Genomic DNA, 19,269 nt, shown 5'->3' with positions numbered 1-19,269 from the left:
GAGGGTGTATTATGCCGGAATTAAAATGTACCGTGCAGACATGCATGCATAACAAGGATTTTTATTGTGATCTGAATGCGATTACTGTGGGAGGAAATTCCGCAAAAACGGCAGAAGAGACTTGCTGTGACAGCTTCGAAGAGCGCAAAAGCGGAACCTACAGTAATGTGATGGGAGAGGCGTCCCCGACCAGCCAGATCGACTGCAAGGCAACGGATTGTAAGTATAATGATGAATGTCAGTGCCATGCCGGAAAGATCAGTGTCGAAGGAAGTCAGGCCTGCCAGTGCGAAGAGACAGAATGTGCGACGTTTACCTGTAAGTAGCAGATAAACAGCTGGAAGAAAAATGAGAAGACCACCATTGGGAACGTATATCAAATTAGGTATCCGATCAACCTGAAGGTGGTCTTTTTATGCATTCAGCTATTCGGAAAAGGAATGAGACTTGTATGAAAAACTTGAATTATTAGAAAAGGATTTTGGAGATTGCCACGGAAAATCTATTGCATAGAGTAAATTATGACGGTATAATGCTGATGTATGAGAAAAAGAAATCGTGTCTTAAAGAAGACGGATTTAAGAGAAAAGGTGAAGAATGAATGGAAAATGATGAGAAGCTGCAGGAAAGAAAAAGTGATGATCCTGCTTCTGCTCCGTATTATGTGAAAAGGCCGCAATTCGGTAAAGAAGGCCCGTCTAAACTCCGGCAGGAATTTAGCAGGGGAATGACCATGTTTCTGGTCATTATGGCATGTGTGGTCCTGTATTTTGCATTACTGCGTCTGGATTCAATCACGAACGCTGTTTCCATGGTGATTGATGTATTGAAACCGATTCTTTATGGAATGGTCATTGCGTATCTTCTGAATCCGATTGTCAAGCAGGTAGATCGTATCCTGGTTCCAAGACTGGAGAAATACATGCAAAAGAATCGAGCAAAGAAATGCTCCAGAGGAATCGGAGTGATCCTGTCACTGGTGTTTTTATTTGCTTTGATCACAGCACTCTGTAATATGTTGATACCGGAGCTGGTAAAAAGCATCCGGGACCTGATCATCACGCTGCCGGGACAGTTGAATAATGTAGTCGACTGGTTTAATCATTTGCAGGCGTCCGATACGGCAATGGGAATCCTGATGAGAAATGCTCTGGAAGAGGGAACAACAACCCTGCAGAACTGGCTGCGTACGGATCTGATGCCGCAGGTAAATACGATCATGTCAAATCTCACGGTGGGAGTGTTGAATATCCTGAATGAGGTATTGAATTTCCTGATCGGACTGATCGTGTCCGTATACCTCCTGTTCAGCAAGGAACAGTATTCTGCCCAGTGCAAGAAAATGACCTACGCTTTTTTAAAAACGAATCATGCCAATATGTTGCTGCATCTTACGAAAAAAAGTAACGAAATTTTTGGCGGTTTTATTATCGGGAAAATTATCGATTCCGCAATTATTGGTGTACTCTGTTTTATCGGTCTTTCGCTGATTAAGATGCCATATACGCTTCTTGTCAGTGTAATTGTTGGAGTGACAAATGTGATTCCTTTCTTCGGACCGTACATCGGTGCGATTCCGAGTGCATTTCTGATCCTGCTCAGCGATCCGAAAAAGGGCCTTTATTTTATTATTTTTATACTGGTACTACAGCAGATCGACGGAAATGTGATCGGTCCGAAGATACTCGGTAATTCAACAGGACTTTCCCCATTCTGGGTCGTATTTTCCATCCTGATTGGAGGGGGAATGTTCGGGTTCGTTGGTATGATCATGGGAGTGCCTACTTTTGCGGTGATTTATTATATTATTAGTATGATTACCAGCCAGAGGCTAGAGCGTAAGAATCTCCCGTTGACCACAGTTCACTACGGAGTAAAGAGTTATGTGAACGAAAAAGGAGAGTTTATCAGTGACGATATAACGATTGTGGATGAAGATGAAAAGAACAATGAATAGTAGAAAAGGGGAATTTTATTATGCCAATTCGTGTACAGAATGATCTTCCGGTAAAAGAGATACTGGAAAAAGAAAATATATTTGTGATGGATGAGTTCCGGGCGACTCATCAGGATATCCGTCCGATCAGGATCGGGCTTTTGAACCTCATGCCGCTCAAGGAAGATACAGAACTTCAGCTTCTGCGGTCGCTTTCCAATACTCCGCTGCAGGTGGATATTGTGTTTGTCACGGTGAAGAGTCATGAGTCGAAGAATACTTCGGCAAACCATTTGAACCGGTTTTACGAAACTTTTGATAAAGTGAAAAACCAGAAATTTGACGGTTTTATCATCACCGGAGCGCCGGTTGAGCAGATGCCGTTTGAAGAAGTGGATTACTGGGAAGAACTGAAGGAAATCATGGAATGGACCAAGACGAATGTGACATCTACGATCCATCTTTGCTGGGGGGCACAGGCGGCACTTTATTACCATTATGGAATTGATAAAGTACAGCTTCCGTCCAAGCTTTTCGGTGTATTTGAACATAAAGTGATGAACCGGAAAATACCGCTTGTACGTGGATTTGACGATGTGTTCCTGGCACCGCATTCCCGCCACACAGATGTTCCGATCGAAAAGATCAGGGAGGATGACCGCCTAATGATACTGGCAGAATCTGATGTTGCCGGAGCATTTCTTGTCATGGCAGAGGACGGCAGACAGATCTTCGTGATGGGACATCCGGAATATGACAGAATTACACTGGATCAGGAATATAAACGTGACAAGAGCAAGAATCTTCCGATTGAACTTCCGGTTAACTATTATCCAAATGATGACTGCGAACAGAAGCCGTTGCTTACGTGGAGGGCACACGGGAATACGTTGTATGGGAATTGGCTGAACTACTATGTCTATCAGGCAACGCCGTATGACATGATTGGGACACCGCAGTTTTAGGCTGATCGGTGGGATAAGTAAGCAATCTATATAAAAGCACCAAGGGAAGAGATAATCTTCCTGCGGTGCTTTTTTATATGGAAACAGATGTATGGTACTGGAATCTTTCATTTGCTGACAACGGGACGGCTGACAGTAAAGAAACTATTTACAGATTCTGAATCATCACATATAATGAGGGTCAAAGTAATAAGTTAGAGAATGCGGCAGGAGTGCCCGGGCATTCTTGAATCTGGGAGGAATTATATATGATGCTTGAAAAGAAAACGACAGAGTTCCTGGAAGAACTTTCTTCATCGGCACCGGTTCCGGGAGGAGGCGGCGCATCGGCGGCAGCAGGTGCTTATGCAGCAGCGCTTGGATTGATGGTAGGCAATCTGACGACCGGTAAGAAGAAATATGCCGATGTGGAAGAAGAAATATGTGAAAGCATGAAAAAGCTGGAACAGCTGCGCGATAAACTGACACGTCTGGTTGATGAGGATGCGAAGGCATTTGAGCCGCTTTCAAAGGCATATGGAATGCCAAAAGAAACGGAAGAACAGAAGAAGTTAAAAGAACAGGTGATGGAGACGGCGCTTCGCGAAGCCTGCCGGGTGCCGCTTGAGATTATGGAGGTCTCTATTGAAGTGATGGAACTTCTGCAGGTACTCGAAGAGAAAGGAAGTCGCCTTGCAGTAAGCGACGCAGGAGTCGGTATTTTGTTTGCCAAGACGTCTCTGGAAGGTGCGTCTTTGAATGTATTTATCAATACCAGACTGATGAAAGACAGGAAGTATGCGGAAGAACTGAATCAACGTGCGGATGCATGGATTGCCCGTGGAAGAACACTGGAGCAGCAGGTATATCATGGCGTTCTGGAAAAAATAAGGTAAACGAGAAGGAAGGAAAAGAGAAAATGGCAATAGAAATGTTAGGGGCAGAAGTGGCAAAGGCGATGAAAGAAAGAATTATCAGCAGAGGGGACAGACTGAAGCAGGAAGGGATTATACCTTGTCTCACGATTATTCGAATCGGAGAGCGCCCGGATGACCTGTCATATGAGCGGGGAGCAAAAAAAAGGATGGAGCTTACCGGAATTGAATGCCGCGTAAAAGAACTCCCGGAAGATATTTCTCAGGAGGAGTTTGAAGGGGAATTTCGCAAAGTCAACGCGGATGAAACGGTGCATGGCATTTTGCTTTTCCGTCCGCTTCCGGCGCATCTGGATGAGGAACCGGTGAGAAAAATGATCAATCCGTATAAGGATGTGGACTGTATGAGTGATGTGAATCTGGCAAAGGTATTTGCAGGAGATCAATCCGGTTTCGCGCCCTGTACGGCAGAAGCTGTCATGGAAATGCTGGAACACTACGGCATCGATGTCTGTGGAAAAAAGGTGACGGTTGTAGGCAGAAGCATGGTTGTTGGAAGACCGCTTGCCATGCTGATGCTTCAGAAAAACGCAACGGTAACGGTATGTCATACCAGAACGGCCGAGTTGGCGGAAACGTGCAGAAATGCGGATATTCTGGTGGCAGCAGCAGGGAGAGCAAAGATGATTACTTCCGATATGATCGGGGAAGGAGCAATTGTCGCAGACGTGGGAATCAATGCAGACGCAGAGGGGAAAATGTGTGGAGATGTAGATTATGAAGGAGCACTTGAAAAAGCGTCCTTCATAAGTCCGGTACCACGTGGCGTCGGAAGTGTGACGACTTCCGTACTGGCATTGCATGTCATAAAAGCAGCAGAATATCTTGCCCATCTGGAATAGAACAATGGTTAAATCTTATCTTCAGAATCCGGCGTTGCAGGGAATTCCCGGATAAGACTTTGGATATTGTCGCGGATATAACGTTTATAATGCTCTGGAAGAGGACGTAACAGATCCAGTATTTCCAGTTCAAGCGGATCGGAAATGGATGGCTTCTCTTCCAGGTAATCACAGATCAGATACTCAAAACGGACGTTAAGTACTTTGGAAAAATTCAGCATAGAAGAAAATGATGTGGAAAGATTTCCATTTTCGATCCGGCTGATTGTCGTTGTATCAAGATTCATTTTTTCTGCTAATTCAGCCTGAGTCATACCTGCGTTTTTACGCGCTTGACGTACGCGGCTACCAAATTCTTTGCTCATAACCATTACCTCTCTAAAAAATAGTTTAGCATTGGAATATGAAAAATAAATGGCGTATAAAACAAACAATATTTACAAATATGCAAAATGACTGTTAAGATGTAAACAAAAGGAGGGAAAAAAGAATGGATTTTGAAGTATACAGGGAGGAGATCGAAGCGATAAAACTGGCAGTAAGTACCGCATCCAGACGTGGTGTGCCAAGAGAACATACCCTTACGGGCAGTATAGAACGTTTGCTTGATTATTATGCGGAAGAACCGAAAAACGAATATCTGACTGGCGCTTTGCTCAATATACAGGCATATTTGGAACTGGGGATGGAATATAGTAAATACGAAGATTTGTTTGAGCGTGTGCTGAGAAAAGGTAATCTGGATAAAAGAGAAGTGTTCCCGAAACCGTTTTATTCTGCCAGAAAAGTGAAATTAAATAAAAGCCAGGTGAGAGGGATGATCCGGAAATGGTCTACTTCTTCTAAAAATACCATGCCTATCCCCGAGGTGGTTGAGGACATTATCACGAAAGTCAAGAACCGGGAAAAGGGTGTGTATTATTATCATAATCATGTGACGGGATCCGGTATGGAAGATGATATATACGAATTGGTCATCCAGGGGGAAGAATGCTATTTTCATGATATTAAATGGGGAAGATACTATGTCTTTAAGGAATAAAAGCGTTGTTAATTCTTCAATAATTTTGTATAATTAAATATCTTTATACGTTAGCAGGAGGAGAGAACATGCTTGATGTAATTAACACAGTCGTGAAAGCAGTCAACAAGGTTGTCTGGGGATGGCCTATGATTGTATTGCTGTTTGGAACCCATATTTTTATGACCGTACGAACCGGAGGAATTCAGAGATATATATTCAGGGGGATTCGTCTGTCTGTTGCGAAGGATCCGGATGGAGAAGGGGAGGTCAGCCAGTTCGGAGCGTTGACTACGGCGCTTGCATCAACCATCGGAACAGGTAATATTATCGGGGTAGGAACTGCAGTGGCGCTCGGAGGGCCGGGAGCGGTATTATGGTGCTGGCTTACCGGGGTATTTGGAATTGCCACGAAATACAGTGAAGCACTGATCGCCGTGAAATACCGCGTAAAGACTGAGGATGGGAGAATGCAAGGAGGGGCAATGTATGCCCTGGAATATGGATTGAAGAACAAAAAACTAGGAAAAGCTCTTGGATTGATGTTTGCTTTTTTTGCGGCATTTGCATCATTTGGAATCGGTTGTGCCACACAGGTCAATGCAATTGCTACTGTATGTAAAGAAAATCTGGGGATTCAGCCCTGGATCATTGGGATTGTTGTGGCGTTTTGTACTGCGATCGTGATTTTCGGGGGAATTAAAACAATTGCAAATGTATGCGAGAAGCTGGTGCCGTTTATGGCGTTGTTTTATGTTGTGGGATGCGTCATTATTCTTGGAATGAATTATGATTATATTATTCCGGCACTTGTGACGATCGTGAAGATGGCTTTTACTCCCGGAGCGGTGGCCGGAGGTCTTGTGGGAAGAGGAATCATGCTTGCCATGAGATATGGTATTGCGCGTGGACTGTTTTCAAATGAATCCGGTATGGGATCTGCACCGATCGCGGCAGCGGCCGCGCAGACACGAAATCCGGTGCGACAGGCTCTGGTTTCGGCAACAGGTACTTTCTGGGATACGGTTGTGGTATGTATGCTTACCGGGCTGGTACTGGTATCAACGATTATGAAGAATCCGGCGATCAATGCGAATGAGGTGAGTGACGGAGGTGTGCTTACTTCTATGGCGTTCAGCCAGATCCCGGTTATCGGTCCGATTATTCTGGTTGTGGGGATTATTTCATTTGCATATTCAACAGTACTTGGATGGGCATATTATGGGGAGCGTTGTGTGGAATATTTCGGCGGGAAGCGCGCGCTGGTTCCTTATCGTATTCTCTACATCATTGTAGCGGCAATCGATCCAGTGGCTGCACTGGATCTGGTATGGCTGATTGCGGACACGTTAAATGCATTTATGGCGATTCCGAACTTGATCGCTGTTCTTGCTCTTTCTTCAGTCATCGTGGCAGAGACCCGAAAGTATATTAACAATATTGATGCAAGAGACACAACGCCGGTCCTGGTCGTAAAAAAATACTGTTGACAAATGAAAAAGAATGTATTAGGATATTTTCTATAGAATAGAAACCGTTGAGAAAGAGTAGTAGATTATCAAAGCAAGATCACAGAGAGCGGCAGGGGGTGTGATTGCCGTATGGAGCTGATAGTTGAATGGACTTTTGAGGGCAGCCTGAAATCTTTGGAGAGTATGGTATGTCGGGAACCCGACCCGTTATCAATGTGGAGTGTATGTTAGTACATGGAAGAGGACAGTCAGACTGTTGAAGTTGAGTGGTACCGCGTTAATATGAATTTATTACCGCCTCAATCCGGATAGGGTTGGGGCGCTTTTTATTATCGTGGCAGACATGAAAGTCGTACTTCTTACTAACGAAAGCAGAATTCCGGGCATATGGAATGAAGCAAAAAGGTCAATCATTATGAAAAGAGAAGGAGACAAAAATTATGAAAAAGAGAACAGTAGCAGTAATTTTGAGCATGGCAATGGCAGTTACAATGGTGGCAGGATGTGGCGCTAAGAAAGAAAGCAGTGGCGAGAAGAGTTATACAATCGGTATTTCACAGTTCGCCGAACACGGATCTCTGGATAATTGCCGTGAAGGATTTATTGAGGGACTAAAAGAAGAGGGGATTGAAGAAGGCAAGAACCTGACGATTGAATATAAGAATGCGGCAGCGGATATGGGAACGGCTTCCCAGATCGCGAGCAGTTTTGTTTCTGACAAGGTGGATATGATCTGTGGCATTGCGACACCAAGTGCGCAGAGCGCATACAATGCAGCAATGGATTCCGACATTCCGGTTATCTTTACAGCAGTAACGGACCCGGTTGCAGCAGAGCTTGCGGATGCAGACGGTAAACCGGTCGGTGAAGTGACAGGAACAAGCGATAAGCTGCCGGTTGAAGAGCAGCTTCGAATGATCCGAGAGGTTCTCCCGGATGCAAAGACGATCGGTATCATTTATACAACCAGTGAAGCAAACAGTGTTTCGGCGATTGAAGAATACAAAGAAAAAGTCGGTGATTATGGTTTTGAACTGGTAGAAAAGGGAATCACGAATACATCAGAAATCGCACTGGCAGCAGATGATCTTCTGACAAAAGTAGATTGCATTTCCAATCTGACAGACAATACCGTTGTAAATTCGCTTGCAACTATTCTGGATAAAGCAAACGCAGCGAAGGTTCCGGTATTCGGAAGTGAAATCGAGCAGGTTAAGATCGGTTGTCTTGCAGCAGAAGGTCTGGATTATGTAGCGCTTGGAAAGCAGACTGGTAAGATGGCAGCTAAAGTGCTGAAAGGTGAGGCGGCAGCTTCTGAGATTAACTTTGAGACCATCACGGAAGCAGGACTTTATCTGAATACAAAGGTTGCTGCAGATCTTGGAATTACACTTTCCGATGATCTGGTTTCCGGTGCAGTGGAAGTTTATGACAGTATTGCTGAGTAATATATTAGTATCAAGTAAAACGTTTATTGGATTAGAATTATACGATTTTGAAGAAAAGCGGGGTTTAATGGCATGAGTTTTGCAGTGTCTATTCTGGAGCAGGGGCTGATCTACGGTATCCTTTCTCTGGGAATCTATATCACATATAAAATACTGGATTTTCCGGATTTGACCGTAGATGGAAGTTTTCCTCTCGGAGCGGCGGTGACAGCACTTTTGATTACGAGAGGTGTGAATCCGTACCTGACACTTGTTGCGGCATTTCTGGTTGGAGTGATCGCGGGAATCTGTACGGGACTGATTCATGTGAAATGTAAAGTGCGGGATCTGTTGTCCGGCATTATTATGATGACAGCACTCTGGAGCATCAATCTGAGAGTTGCCGGAACTGCAAATGTGCCGTTATTTTCGCAGAAAACAATTTTTAAAAATGATGTAATTGATAAAGTGGTTCCGGAAGCATTATCAAAATACAGTACTCTGATCATGATTTTGATCATTGCAATATTCTGCAAAATTCTTTTGGATCTTTATATGAAAACTCAGTCAGGTTATCTGCTCCGTGCCGTCGGTGACAACGATAAGCTGGTGACTTCTCTGGCGAAAGATCAGGGAAATGTTAAAATCCTCGGCCTTGCGATTGCAAATGGACTTGTAGCGCTGGCGGGATGTGTGTTTTGTCAGGAGGAGAGAGTGTTCGAAATTTCCAGTGGTACCGGTGCTATGGTCATTGGACTTGCAAGTGTTATTATTGGTACGAGCATTTTCAAGAATCTGACATTTATGAAGACGACAACGGCAGTACTTGTAGGCTCTGTGATCTACAAGGCATGTGTGGCAATTGCGCTGAGAAGCTTTGAACCGCAGGATATGAAACTGATTACGGCAGTATTGTTCCTTGTGATTCTGGTGTTGAGTATGGAGAGAAAGAAGAAGGTGAAGAAGAATGCTGGAGCTTAGAGATATTCATAAGTATTATAATCCGGGAACCGTCAATGAAATGTGTCTTTTTCAGGATTTTAACCTGACGATTCGCGATGGAGAATTTGTTTCGGTGGTAGGAAGCAACGGCTCAGGCAAAACTTCTATGCTGAATATTATCTGCGGAAGTATTCCGGTGGAAGCGGGAAGCATTCTGATCGACGGAAAGGATATTACCAGGGAAAAGGAATATAAAAGAAACCGGAAGATTGGAAGGGTTTATCAGAATCCGGCGATGGGAACCTGCCCGTCCATGACGATTCGTGAAAATATGTCACTGGCGGATAATAAAGGAAAGTTCTTTGGACTGGGAAGAGGAACGAATAAAGCCAGAATCGAGTATTATCGGGAATCTCTGGCGCAGCTTGGCCTTGGACTTGAGGATAAGATGGATGTGAAAGTGGGATCTCTTTCTGGAGGCCAGAGGCAGGCGATGGCACTTTTGATGTCTACCATGACGCCGATCGAATTCCTGATTCTGGATGAGCATACGGCAGCGCTGGATCCGAAGACGGCGGAACTGATCATGGAACTGACGGATAAGATCGTGAAGGAGAAGAAACTGACTACAATTATGGTGACGCATAATCTCAGATATGCGGTGGAGTATGGAAACCGGCTTATTATGATGCACCAGGGTGAGTGCGTGATTGATAAGAGCGGGGAAGAGAAGGCGAAGATGCCGGTGGATGAGATATTGAAGATGTTTAATGAAATAAGTATTGAGTGTGGGAATTAGGGACGCCCGCGCAGATGTTCGGTAGGGATTACTCCGAGGCTGCGCTGCGGTGGAACTAGTGCACAAAACTGTAAGGGTCCGAGATGGTTGACCAATGGGTCGCCCACCTCGGGCCCTAACATTTTTGGCACGGATTTCCACCGCGCTTCGCTTAACCTCCGTAATCCCTACCGAACATCTGCGCGGGCTGGTACTTCCCAAGGACTCTACGTACGGTTGTTTGGGGGACGCGCGTGCGGGGCGAGGGCCCCTGGCGCTGGTGGGATGAGGGAGGGGAGGTTGAGGGAGAGTTTGTTGGGGCGAGGGCCCCTGGTGCTGGTGGGATGAGGGAGGGGATGGTGAGGATAGGAAAGTGAATTTGAGAGAGAAGGCAAAAGAACTGAAGGCAGATATTCCGGTTATTTATCTGGTGTTGTGTGTGATTGTTAAAATCTTTAGATGAACTATTGGAGTGAAGGAGGAAGAAGAGATGAGTATTAAAAATGAACCAAAGATTAAGAATCCTCTTATTGTTGCGATCAGGGAGCAGTTGGAGCACCGGGCGCTTTGGATGTATTTGCTTTGTGATGAGGCGAAGAAGAAAGGGCTGGATTCGAAGGAGTATGCGCCGGATGCGATCCGCAGATGTGGTCTTTATCAGGGAGCAAATCTGCGAAAGAAGGCAGGCGGCAGGGATTCGCTGAAGGGGCTGAAGAAAACGTTGTTTTCGAAGTTTGCACAGTGGGTTTTTGAGATGGATATCAAGCAGTGTACAGATGATCATCTGGATATTGATTTTCATTATTGTCCGCTGGTGAAAGCGTGGCAGAAGCAGGGATGTACGGATGAGGAAATCCGGGTGCTCTGTGATCATGCGATGTGTGGTGACAGGGGAATTGCGGAGAGTTTCGGATGCGAGCTGGATCTGCCCGCGACGATTGCGAATGGGGATGAGGTGTGTAAGATCCGGTTCGTGAGGAGAAAAAAATAGAAGGAAGTCTCATGGTTGCCTGGCACACAGTTGCTCTACGCTTCGTAGGTTGCTGTTTTTTTAAATGGAAGATACAATAAAGCTATGAAAAAACAGCAAAGAGAGGTAAATGTAAATGGGATATGTAATCGGAAAAACAAGAAAAGAACTGAGAGAAAAGAAAAAACTTACGCAGAAGGAGTATGTCCGGTCTGTGGAAATATTATTGCATCCGCAGGATTCGGGTCATTCACCTGCTGTGGAATCGTGCTACCTGAACAGGAGGCCGAGCAGCCGGAATAGGATCATCAGATTATGGTCGAAACTGTGGATAATTTAAAGGATAGGGGGATTTAGAAAAAGCAGATGTTTCGTGTTCATACGTGGAATGTCTGTTTTTTCATGTTACTTTTCACACAGTAGCCAGCATTTACTGCGGGCTACGTGCCAAGAGCGTACATTAACTTTTTCATGTTTATATTTGGAGCAGTAAATACAAGAACATTGACTTAATCCGGGAGAAATGGTAAAATAGAAAAGCAAAATAAAGCACATAATATTGTTTTAAAATAATACAACAAACACAATATATAGTAGAAAGGAGACGATTTATGGATCTGAAGGATGTCAGAGTGATCAAGAAGGACGGAACGAAAGAAGAATTTAATGTACAGAAAGTCGTTGTGGCTGTCAATAAATCTGCCTATCGTGCCCTGATTCAGTTTACGGAGGAAGACATTCAGTTCATCTGCCGGTTTGTGGAAGAGAAGGTCCTTGAGCTGGGAGTGAAGGAGATTCAGATTGCCCAGATGCACAATGTGGTGGAAGGCGCTCTGGAGAAAGTGAATCCGATCGTGGCAAAGAGTTACCGGGATTACCGGAATTATAAGCAGGATTTTGTGCACATGCTGGATGAGGTTTACCGGAAGAGCCAGTCGATCATGTACATCGGGGATAAGGAGAACAGTAATACGGACAGTGCGCTGGTGTCTACGAAGAGAAGTCTGATTTTCAATGAATTGAACAAAGAGCTTTATAAGAAATTTTTCCTGACTGTGGAGGAGCTTCAGGCGATCCGGGAAGGGTATATTTATATTCACGATATGTCAGCGCGCAGGGATACGATGAACTGCTGCCTGTTTGATGTGAAAAATGTTCTGACCGGAGGGTTCGAGATGGGAAATCTGTGGTATAATGAACCCAAGACACTGGACACAGCCTTTGATGTGATCGGAGATATTGTGCTGAGCGCTGCAAGCCAGCAGTACGGAGGATTTACGGTGCCGAGTGTGGATGAGATCCTGGAGCCATATGCCGAGAAGTCACATAAATTACATCTTGAAAAATATCGTTCACTGGGGCTTCCGGAAGAGGCCGCACAGGAAGTAGCGTGGAAGGATCTTGAAAAAGAGATGGAGCAGGGCTTCCAGGGATGGGAATATAAATTCAACTCTGTTTCATCAAGCCGCGGGGACTATCCGTTCATCACCGTGACGAGTGGAACGAATATCAGTAAATATGGAAAGCTGATTACGAAAACTATGCTGGAGGTTCGCAAGAACGGTCAGGGTAAGGCCGGACATAAAAAGCCGGTATTATTCCCGAAACTTGTATTTCTGTATGATGAGAAGCTTCATGGACCGGGAGCTCCGGCGGAGGATCTGTTTGAAGCCGGGATTGAATGTTCGAGAAAAACGATGTATCCTGATTGGCTGAGCCTTACCGGAAAAGGGTATGTTCCAAGTATGTACAAGAAATATGGGAAGATCGTAAGCCCTATGGGATGCAGGGCGTTCCTTTCACCGTGGTATGAAAGAGGCGGAATGAATCCGGCAGATGATGATGACAAACCGGTCTTTGTCGGGCGGTTTAATATCGGGGCAGTCAGTCTGCATCTTCCGATGATCCTTGCAAAATCAAGGCAGGAGAACCGGGATTTCTTTGAAGTGCTGGATTATTATCTGGAATTGATTCGGAAGCTGCATATTCGTACCTATGATTATCTCGGCGAGCTGCGTGCGTCAACCAATCCGCTGGCATACTGTGAGGGTGGATTTTATGGCGGTCATCTGAAACCGCATGATAAGATCAAGCCACTTCTCAAATCGGCGACAGCATCCTTTGGAATCACGGCGCTGAATGAGCTGCAGCAGCTGTATAATAAAAAGTCTCTGGTGGAAGACGGGGAGTTTGCACTGGAAACATTGGAATATATCAATAAAAAGGTGCAGGAGTTCAAGAAAGAGGATGGGCATCTGTATGCGATCTACGGCACTCCGGCAGAAAATCTTTGTGGCGTTCAGGTACAGCAGTTCCGTAAGAAATACGGTATTGTGGAAAATGTTTCGGATCGTGCGTATGTGAGCAACAGTTTCCATTGCCATGTGACCGAAGATATCACTCCGATCCAGAAGCAGGATCTGGAGAATAGATTTTGGGATCTGTGCAACGGTGGAAAGATCCAGTATGTGAAATATCCGATCAATTATAACGTGGAAGCAATCAAGTCATTGGTACGTCGTGCGATGGATATGGGATTTTATGAAGGCGTAAATCTATCGCTTGCATATTGTGATGACTGCGGTCATGAAGAACTTGCGATGGATGTCTGCCCGGTATGCGGAAGTAATAATCTGACCAAGATCGATCGGATGAATGGATATCTTTCTTATTCAAGAGTCAAAGGAGATACGCGTCTGAACGATGCGAAGATGGCGGAAATTGCGGAAAGGAAAAGTATGTAGATGCGTTACCACAATATAACAAAAGATGATATGCTCAACGGGGACGGACTTCGGGTCGTATTGTGGGTGGCAGGCTGCAGTCACTGCTGTAAGGACTGTCACAATCCGGTCACATGGGATCCGAACGGCGGACTTTACTTTGACGAGTCTGCAAAGGCGGAACTGTTTGAAGAATTGAAAAAGGATTATGTGAGCGGTATCACCTTCAGCGGAGGCGATCCGCTTCATATTGCAAATGTAAATGATGTGACAGAACTGTCAAAAGAAATCCGGGAGACATTTCCGGAGAAAACAATCTGGCTGTATACGGGTTCTACGTGGGAAGAGGTACGCCGCATGGAAATCGTGAGGTATCTGGATGTGTTGGTGGACGGTGAATTTGTATTTGCCAAAAAGGATCCGCTTCTTTGTTGGAAAGGAAGCAGTAATCAAAGAGTGATCGATGTACAGAGAACACTGGCGGCAGAAACGGATACAGTGCCGGTTCTGCATTGCCCTGATTATGATGAGAATTAGCAGGTTTGAAACTTGACGGGTATAGGTCGTAATAATGTGAAACAGGAGAAGAGACAGATGAGAAGAATTGCAAAATTTCACAAAGTAAGTGCCGAACAGTTTGCCGAAAGCTGGAAGGACACATTTGGAGAAGATATTTCAGGAGAAGAGATACAGAAACTCTATGAAGAGATCCGCCTTCCAAAGAGAGCAACATCAGGGAGTGCAGGATATGATTTTTATGCACCGGATACGTTTGTTTTGGAACCGGGAAAGACGGTCAAGATTCCTACCGGCATCCGGGTTGAAATGGAAGACGGATGGGTGCTGAAATGCTATCCGAGAAGTGGGCTTGGATTTAAATACAGGCTGCAGCTCAATAATACGGTAGGAATCATTGACAGTGATTATTTTTATTCCGATAATGAAGGGCATATTTTTGCAAAACTGACGAATGATTCCAATGAAGGAAAAACGTTGGAAATAGCGAAGGGAACCGGCTTTATGCAGGGAATCTTCGTGGAGTATGGGATCACGGTGGATGATGACACCGATGAAGTGAGAAACGGTGGATTCGGAAGTACGACGAAGGGTGTTTAAAAGCTTCGGATGCGGAAGGATACCAAAGAATGTTCACGATATTCGTATATAAAAGGATGAGAAAAGGTTAGGGAAAGGACTTGAAAAAATGGATAAGACGAGAGTAAAGATTTTCCGGATGATTATGCTGGCAATGATGGTGGCGATCGGGGTTGTGATTTCTCCGATTCTCAGGATTGAGGGGATGTGTCCGACGGCGCATCTGGTAAATATTGTATGTTCGGTTCTGATGGGACCGTGGTATTCTCTGCTCTGTGCGACACTGATCGGAGTCATCCGTATGATGTTTATGGGAATTCCGCCTCTTGCGCTGACGGGTGCAGTGTTTGGTGCGTTTCTGTCCGGTGTGTTTTATCGGCTTTCCGGAGGGAAAATCATCTGCGCAGTGATTGGAGAGGTATTTGGAACCGGGATCATCGGTTCGATTGTATCTTATCCGGTGATGGCATTTCTGATGGGAAGAGAAGGACTGAACGCATTCTTCTATACGCCCATGTTTCTGGGAGCTACACTGATGGGCGGAACGGTTGCATATTTCTTCCTGAAAACCTTAAGTAAAGCCGGATTGCTTGCAAAATTCCAAATGAGTCTGGGAGAGAAAGTTTATGACAGAAAGCATACAAAATCTTCAAAAAATGATGGCGCTTCAGAAGCTCGTTAAAAAAATACGGCCGTTGATCCACTGCATTACAAACCCGATTTCAATTCATGACTGTGCAAATGTGGTTCTTGCCGCAGGCGGAAGACCGATCATGGCAGAACATCCGCGGGAAGTGGAGCAGATTACAGAGACAGCACAGGCGCTGATGCTGAATTTGGGAAATATCACAGATGTAAGAATGGAATCCATGAAGAGATCACTCGCAGCAGCTAATAAGAAAGGGATTCCCGTGCTCCTCGATCTGGTCGGGGTTGCCTGCAGTGATCTGCGCAGAGAATATGCAAGCGAGCTGTTGCAAACGGGAACCATTTCTGTTTTGAAAGGAAATATGTCTGAGATACTGGAAATGGCGGGGGAAGAGTCTCACAGTATCGGTATCGATGCAGGAATACAGGATACACTGACACCGGAGAATCTGGAAAAGGTAATAGAGTGTTTTCAAAGTATGGCTAAAAGAACCGGAGCGGTTATCCTTGCAAGTGGTAAGACTGATCTGATCGTAGATGCAGCGGAAGCATATGCGGTGGAAAATGGAGATGCGATGATGTCGGAGATTACCGGTACCGGCTGTATGCTGGGAGCAGTGTGCAGCACTTATCTGGGTGGAGTTCACGTAAGCACGGCGCAGAATACCTGCGAAATTAAGATGATCCATGCGGTTCTCTTGGGAGCTGCGGTAATGGGGATTGCGGGAGAATTGGCGGCAGAAGACAGCCACGGACCAGGAAGCTTTCAAATACGTTTTCTTGATTTCTTATATCAGATAGATGGAAAATTGCTTGGAATCAAGGGGAAGATTAACAGAGTATTATAAATACGAGTATCCCATGAAAATCAGTACTTTTACAGTACAGATTCCTCATGGGATACTCGTTTCATTTGTTGGTCTTTGTCGAAAAATGTTTTGCAAAGTAACAACTTCTTTAAAATTATTAAAGTTTCAGATTTTTAAATAAGTCTCCGAGGCTGGTTCCGATTGCTTCAGATTTCGGAAGTTCGATCTTTTCTTCCGGCTCTTCTTCAGATTCCTTTTCTTCCATAAGAGCTTTGATGCTCAGGCTGATCTTGCCTTCCTTGATACCGATTACTTTTACGTCTACTTCATCGTCAACTTTGAGTACCTGGTCAGGAGATTTGATTCTCTGGGTACTGATTTGTGAGATGTGTACCAGACCGGAGAGACCGTTTTCAAGACGGATGAATGCTCCGTAAGTCTGAAGAGATTCTACTTTACCTTTCAGAACGCTTCCGACTTTTACAGAAGCAAGCAGTTCTTCTTTGGCTTTCTTTTCCTGTTCTCTCAGAATCTCGCGGGCTGACAGGATCAGACGTCCCTGTGCCTGGTCAGCTTCGATGACTTTGACATCAACTTCTTTTAACAGATAGGATTCCAAATCTTCAATATAAGAAAGAGAAAGTCTGGAAGCCGGGATGAATCCGCGGATGCCTTCTACCATAGCGATCGCTCCGCCGTTTACGATTCCTTCAATTGTTACATGGAGTACTGTACCCTTCTCGAGATAATCCTTTACGATGTTCCATGGATTTGCATCATCGAAATGTTCCTCATAATCTGCCATGCTCTCTGTGTTTTCCATTAACTGTTCGTTATCCATAATTCCACCTCTACCTCAGTTCGTTTACTCTTTTGTTGTACAAAAGGTCGCTTTATATTTTAGTATACCATGTTTTTGGTAGAATCGGAACAAAAAATTATCAAAATATGGAAGAACGTTTTATGAGAATGTATTATTTTGGAAAATATGGTTGACGAAATGAGCAAAAAATGGCATTCTGACAATAGTAAGTAGTATGAAAACAAGGAAGTGGTAGAAATGGAAAATAGAAAAGTGAAAAAAACGTATGTTATCGGACATAAGAATCCGGACACGGATTCCATCTGTTCTGCGATTGCATATGCGAATTTAAAAAGAGAAATGACCGGGGAGGAGTATGTGGCAAAACGTGCCGGTGAGCTGAACGGGGAAACGGCTTACGTACTCGATCGATTTGGCGTAGAAGTCCCGGGATATCTTGGAGATGTGCATTTGCAGGTTAAGGATATGGATATCCGTCAGATTGAAGGTGTCCGGTCCAATGCATCGATCCGTGAGGCGTGGACGCGGATGAAGCAGGAGAATATCCGCACCCTTCCGGTTACCAGAAATGACCGGCTGGAAGGATTGATTACGATCGGAGATATTGCGACATCCTACATGGAGGTGTATGACAGTCATATTCTGTCGACCGCGAGAACGCAGTATCGCAATATCGTGAATACGCTGGACGGAACGATTGTGACAGGGAATGAACACGGTTATTTTCTGAAGGGGAAAGTGATTATTGCAGCGTCCAGTCCGGATATGATGGAAAATATTATTGAGAAAGACGATCTGGTCATTCTCGGAAATCGTTATGAATCCCAGCTCTGCGCGATCGAGATGGATGCCAGCTGTCTGGTCATCTGTCAGGGAGCGGAAATATCGAGAACAATTAAGAAGATGGCAATGGAGAGAGATATTGTGGTGATTCAGACACCGCACGATACATTTACAGCGGCAAGGCTGATCAACCAGAGTATTCCGGTTAAGTATTTCATGAGTAAGGATAATCTGGAGACATTTCACATGTCGGATTATGTAGACGATGTCAAGGAAGTTATGGCGAAGAAGAAATACCGTGATTTTCCGATTCTTGATAACCAGGGACATTTTCGCGGTTTCCTTTCCAGACGTCGGTTGATGAGTTCCAGAAAGAAACAGGTGATTCTGGTGGATCACAATGAAAAATCTCAGGCGGTGGACGGAATTGAAGAGGCGGATATCCTGGAGATCATTGATCACCACAGACTGGGAAGTATGGAGACGATCGGGCCGGTATTCTTCCGCAATCAGCCGGTGGGATGTACGGCGACCATTGTTTATCAGATGTATCAGGAGAATGGTGTTACGGTAGATAAGACGATCGCAGCACTGCTTTGTTCGGCGATCTTATCGGATACATTACTGTTCCGTTCTCCGACATGTACGATGGTGGATCAGGCGGCGGCTGCTGCTCTGGCACAGATTGCGGGAATTAATATGGAAGAGCATGCAAAGGCGATGTTCAATGCAGGCAGCAATCTGCGTGAGAAGACAGAAGAAGAGATCTGTTTCCAGGATTTCAAAGTATTCAATGCCAACGGAGTATCATTTGGTGTCGGCCAGATCACTTCGATGAATCAGGAAGAGCTGGATGATGTAAGAGAACGTCTTACCGATTATCTGGAAGTAGCCAGAGTCGATCAGCATCTGGATATGGTATTCTTGATGCTGACAAATATTCTCGAGGAATCAACGGAACTGATGTGCTGTGGCGAAGGGGCAAAAGCAAGGATCCTGGAGGCCTGGGAGATGCCGGAGGATACCGAACGGGTACTTCTTAAGGATGTTGTGTCCCGCAAGAAACAGTTTATTCCGACATTGGTAGGTTATCTGCAGCAGAAATAGGACAGCAGGGGAGA

General features: G+C 44.9%; 20 protein-coding genes and 1 other annotated feature. Of the genes, 18 read left to right on the top strand and 2 right to left on the bottom strand.

The features are described 5' to 3' along the window. Positions 1-11: 11 nt before the first annotated feature. The 5 genes from ACTNBF_RS00410 to ACTNBF_RS00390 all read left to right on the top strand — a co-directional run bounded on the left by ACTNBF_RS00410 (position 12) and on the right by ACTNBF_RS00390 (position 4,657). Positions 12-326 carry a DUF1540 domain-containing protein gene (locus ACTNBF_RS00410; RefSeq protein WP_427805554.1) on the top strand — a complete coding sequence of 105 codons (315 nt, stop codon included), beginning with the start codon at positions 12-14 and terminating at the stop codon, positions 324-326. A gap of 275 nt (positions 327-601) precedes the next feature. Next, the gene (locus ACTNBF_RS00405; protein ID WP_427819005.1) at positions 602-1,957 is read left to right on the top strand and encodes an AI-2E family transporter; all 1,356 of its coding nucleotides are present in this window, start codon (positions 602-604) and stop codon (positions 1,955-1,957) included. A 20-nt stretch (positions 1,958-1,977) separates the two neighbouring features. Beyond that, entirely contained in the window at positions 1,978-2,901 is a 924-nt protein-coding gene (metA, locus tag ACTNBF_RS00400; RefSeq protein ID WP_427805556.1) for a homoserine O-acetyltransferase MetA, read from the top strand. 248 nt (positions 2,902-3,149) lie between these two features. Then, positions 3,150-3,776 carry a cyclodeaminase/cyclohydrolase family protein gene (locus ACTNBF_RS00395; protein WP_441088576.1) on the top strand — a complete coding sequence of 209 codons (627 nt, stop codon included), beginning with the start codon at positions 3,150-3,152 and terminating at the stop codon, positions 3,774-3,776. A gap of 23 nt (positions 3,777-3,799) precedes the next feature. Further along, the gene (locus tag ACTNBF_RS00390; RefSeq protein WP_441029022.1) at positions 3,800-4,657 is read left to right on the top strand and encodes a bifunctional 5,10-methylenetetrahydrofolate dehydrogenase/5,10-methenyltetrahydrofolate cyclohydrolase; all 858 of its coding nucleotides are present in this window, start codon (positions 3,800-3,802) and stop codon (positions 4,655-4,657) included. Positions 4,658-4,665: 8 nt separating this feature from the next. On the opposite strand, the gene ACTNBF_RS00385 is transcribed toward ACTNBF_RS00390, so the two are convergent. Continuing rightward, the gene (locus ACTNBF_RS00385; protein WP_427805559.1) at positions 4,666-5,022 is read right to left on the bottom strand and encodes a helix-turn-helix domain-containing protein; all 357 of its coding nucleotides are present in this window, start codon (positions 5,020-5,022) and stop codon (positions 4,666-4,668) included. Positions 5,023-5,147: 125 nt separating this feature from the next. Between ACTNBF_RS00385 and ACTNBF_RS00380 the strand changes: the two genes are divergently transcribed. The 12 genes from ACTNBF_RS00380 to thiM all read left to right on the top strand — a co-directional run bounded on the left by ACTNBF_RS00380 (position 5,148) and on the right by thiM (position 16,581). Next, positions 5,148-5,699 carry a hypothetical protein gene (locus tag ACTNBF_RS00380; protein ID WP_427820789.1) on the top strand — a complete coding sequence of 184 codons (552 nt, stop codon included), beginning with the start codon at positions 5,148-5,150 and terminating at the stop codon, positions 5,697-5,699. 68 nt (positions 5,700-5,767) lie between these two features. Beyond that, entirely contained in the window at positions 5,768-7,168 is a 1,401-nt protein-coding gene (locus ACTNBF_RS00375; protein WP_441088575.1) for an alanine/glycine:cation symporter family protein, read from the top strand. A 38-nt stretch (positions 7,169-7,206) separates the two neighbouring features. Next, positions 7,207-7,455: a binding site (T-box leader), on the top strand. A gap of 135 nt (positions 7,456-7,590) precedes the next feature. Further along, positions 7,591-8,598, top strand: coding sequence for an ABC transporter substrate-binding protein (locus ACTNBF_RS00370; RefSeq protein WP_427820494.1), 1,008 nt, complete (start codon positions 7,591-7,593; stop codon positions 8,596-8,598). Between the two features lie 72 nt (positions 8,599-8,670). Next, positions 8,671-9,558, top strand: a complete 888-nt coding sequence (locus tag ACTNBF_RS00365; protein WP_427805563.1) for an ABC transporter permease — start codon at positions 8,671-8,673, stop codon at positions 9,556-9,558. Continuing rightward, a complete protein-coding gene (locus tag ACTNBF_RS00360; protein WP_441088574.1) occupies positions 9,545-10,318 on the top strand; it encodes an ABC transporter ATP-binding protein in 774 nt (257 codons plus the stop codon). Before ACTNBF_RS00365 ends, ACTNBF_RS00360 begins: the two co-directional genes overlap by 14 nt. A 469-nt stretch (positions 10,319-10,787) precedes the next feature. Further along, positions 10,788-11,288: an L-2-amino-thiazoline-4-carboxylic acid hydrolase gene (locus tag ACTNBF_RS00355; RefSeq protein WP_427805565.1), complete on the top strand. Its 501-nt coding sequence runs from the start codon at positions 10,788-10,790 to the stop codon at positions 11,286-11,288. Between the two features lie 84 nt (positions 11,289-11,372). Next, a complete protein-coding gene (locus ACTNBF_RS00350; RefSeq protein WP_427820497.1) occupies positions 11,373-11,570 on the top strand; it encodes a hypothetical protein in 198 nt (65 codons plus the stop codon). A gap of 308 nt (positions 11,571-11,878) precedes the next feature. Then, positions 11,879-14,011, top strand: a complete 2,133-nt coding sequence (gene nrdD, locus ACTNBF_RS00345; RefSeq protein ID WP_427805567.1) for an anaerobic ribonucleoside-triphosphate reductase — start codon at positions 11,879-11,881, stop codon at positions 14,009-14,011. After that, positions 14,012-14,527 (top strand): anaerobic ribonucleoside-triphosphate reductase activating protein, encoded by a 516-nt coding sequence (gene nrdG / locus ACTNBF_RS00340; RefSeq protein WP_427820499.1) that lies wholly within the window; start codon positions 14,012-14,014, stop codon positions 14,525-14,527. A gap of 57 nt (positions 14,528-14,584) precedes the next feature. Beyond that, on the top strand, positions 14,585-15,106 hold the full coding sequence (locus tag ACTNBF_RS00335; protein ID WP_427805569.1) for a dUTP diphosphatase: 522 nt from the start codon (positions 14,585-14,587) through the stop codon (positions 15,104-15,106). Positions 15,107-15,194: 88 nt separating this feature from the next. Further along, entirely contained in the window at positions 15,195-15,767 is a 573-nt protein-coding gene (gene thiW / locus ACTNBF_RS00330; protein WP_427805570.1) for an energy coupling factor transporter S component ThiW, read from the top strand. After that, a complete protein-coding gene (gene thiM / locus ACTNBF_RS00325) occupies positions 15,712-16,581 on the top strand; it encodes a hydroxyethylthiazole kinase (protein WP_441088573.1) in 870 nt (289 codons plus the stop codon). The genes thiW and thiM overlap by 56 nt, the downstream gene beginning before the upstream one ends. A 118-nt stretch (positions 16,582-16,699) precedes the next feature. Here thiM and ACTNBF_RS00320 read toward each other — a convergent pair whose 3' ends face one another. After that, a complete protein-coding gene (locus ACTNBF_RS00320) occupies positions 16,700-17,383 on the bottom strand; it encodes a S1 RNA-binding domain-containing protein (protein ID WP_427805572.1) in 684 nt (227 codons plus the stop codon). A gap of 219 nt (positions 17,384-17,602) precedes the next feature. Here ACTNBF_RS00320 and ACTNBF_RS00315 point away from each other — a divergent pair, with 219 nt between their 5' ends. Then, positions 17,603-19,255 (top strand): putative manganese-dependent inorganic diphosphatase, encoded by a 1,653-nt coding sequence (locus ACTNBF_RS00315; protein ID WP_427805573.1) that lies wholly within the window; start codon positions 17,603-17,605, stop codon positions 19,253-19,255. The last annotated feature ends 14 nt before the right edge of the window (positions 19,256-19,269 follow it).

It is taken from the genome of Bariatricus sp. HCP28S3_A4, assembly GCF_052066395.1.
Lineage (GTDB): Bacteria > Bacillota > Clostridia > Lachnospirales > Lachnospiraceae > Allocoprococcus.
This window is presented reverse-complemented; position numbering and strand designations above follow the sequence as displayed.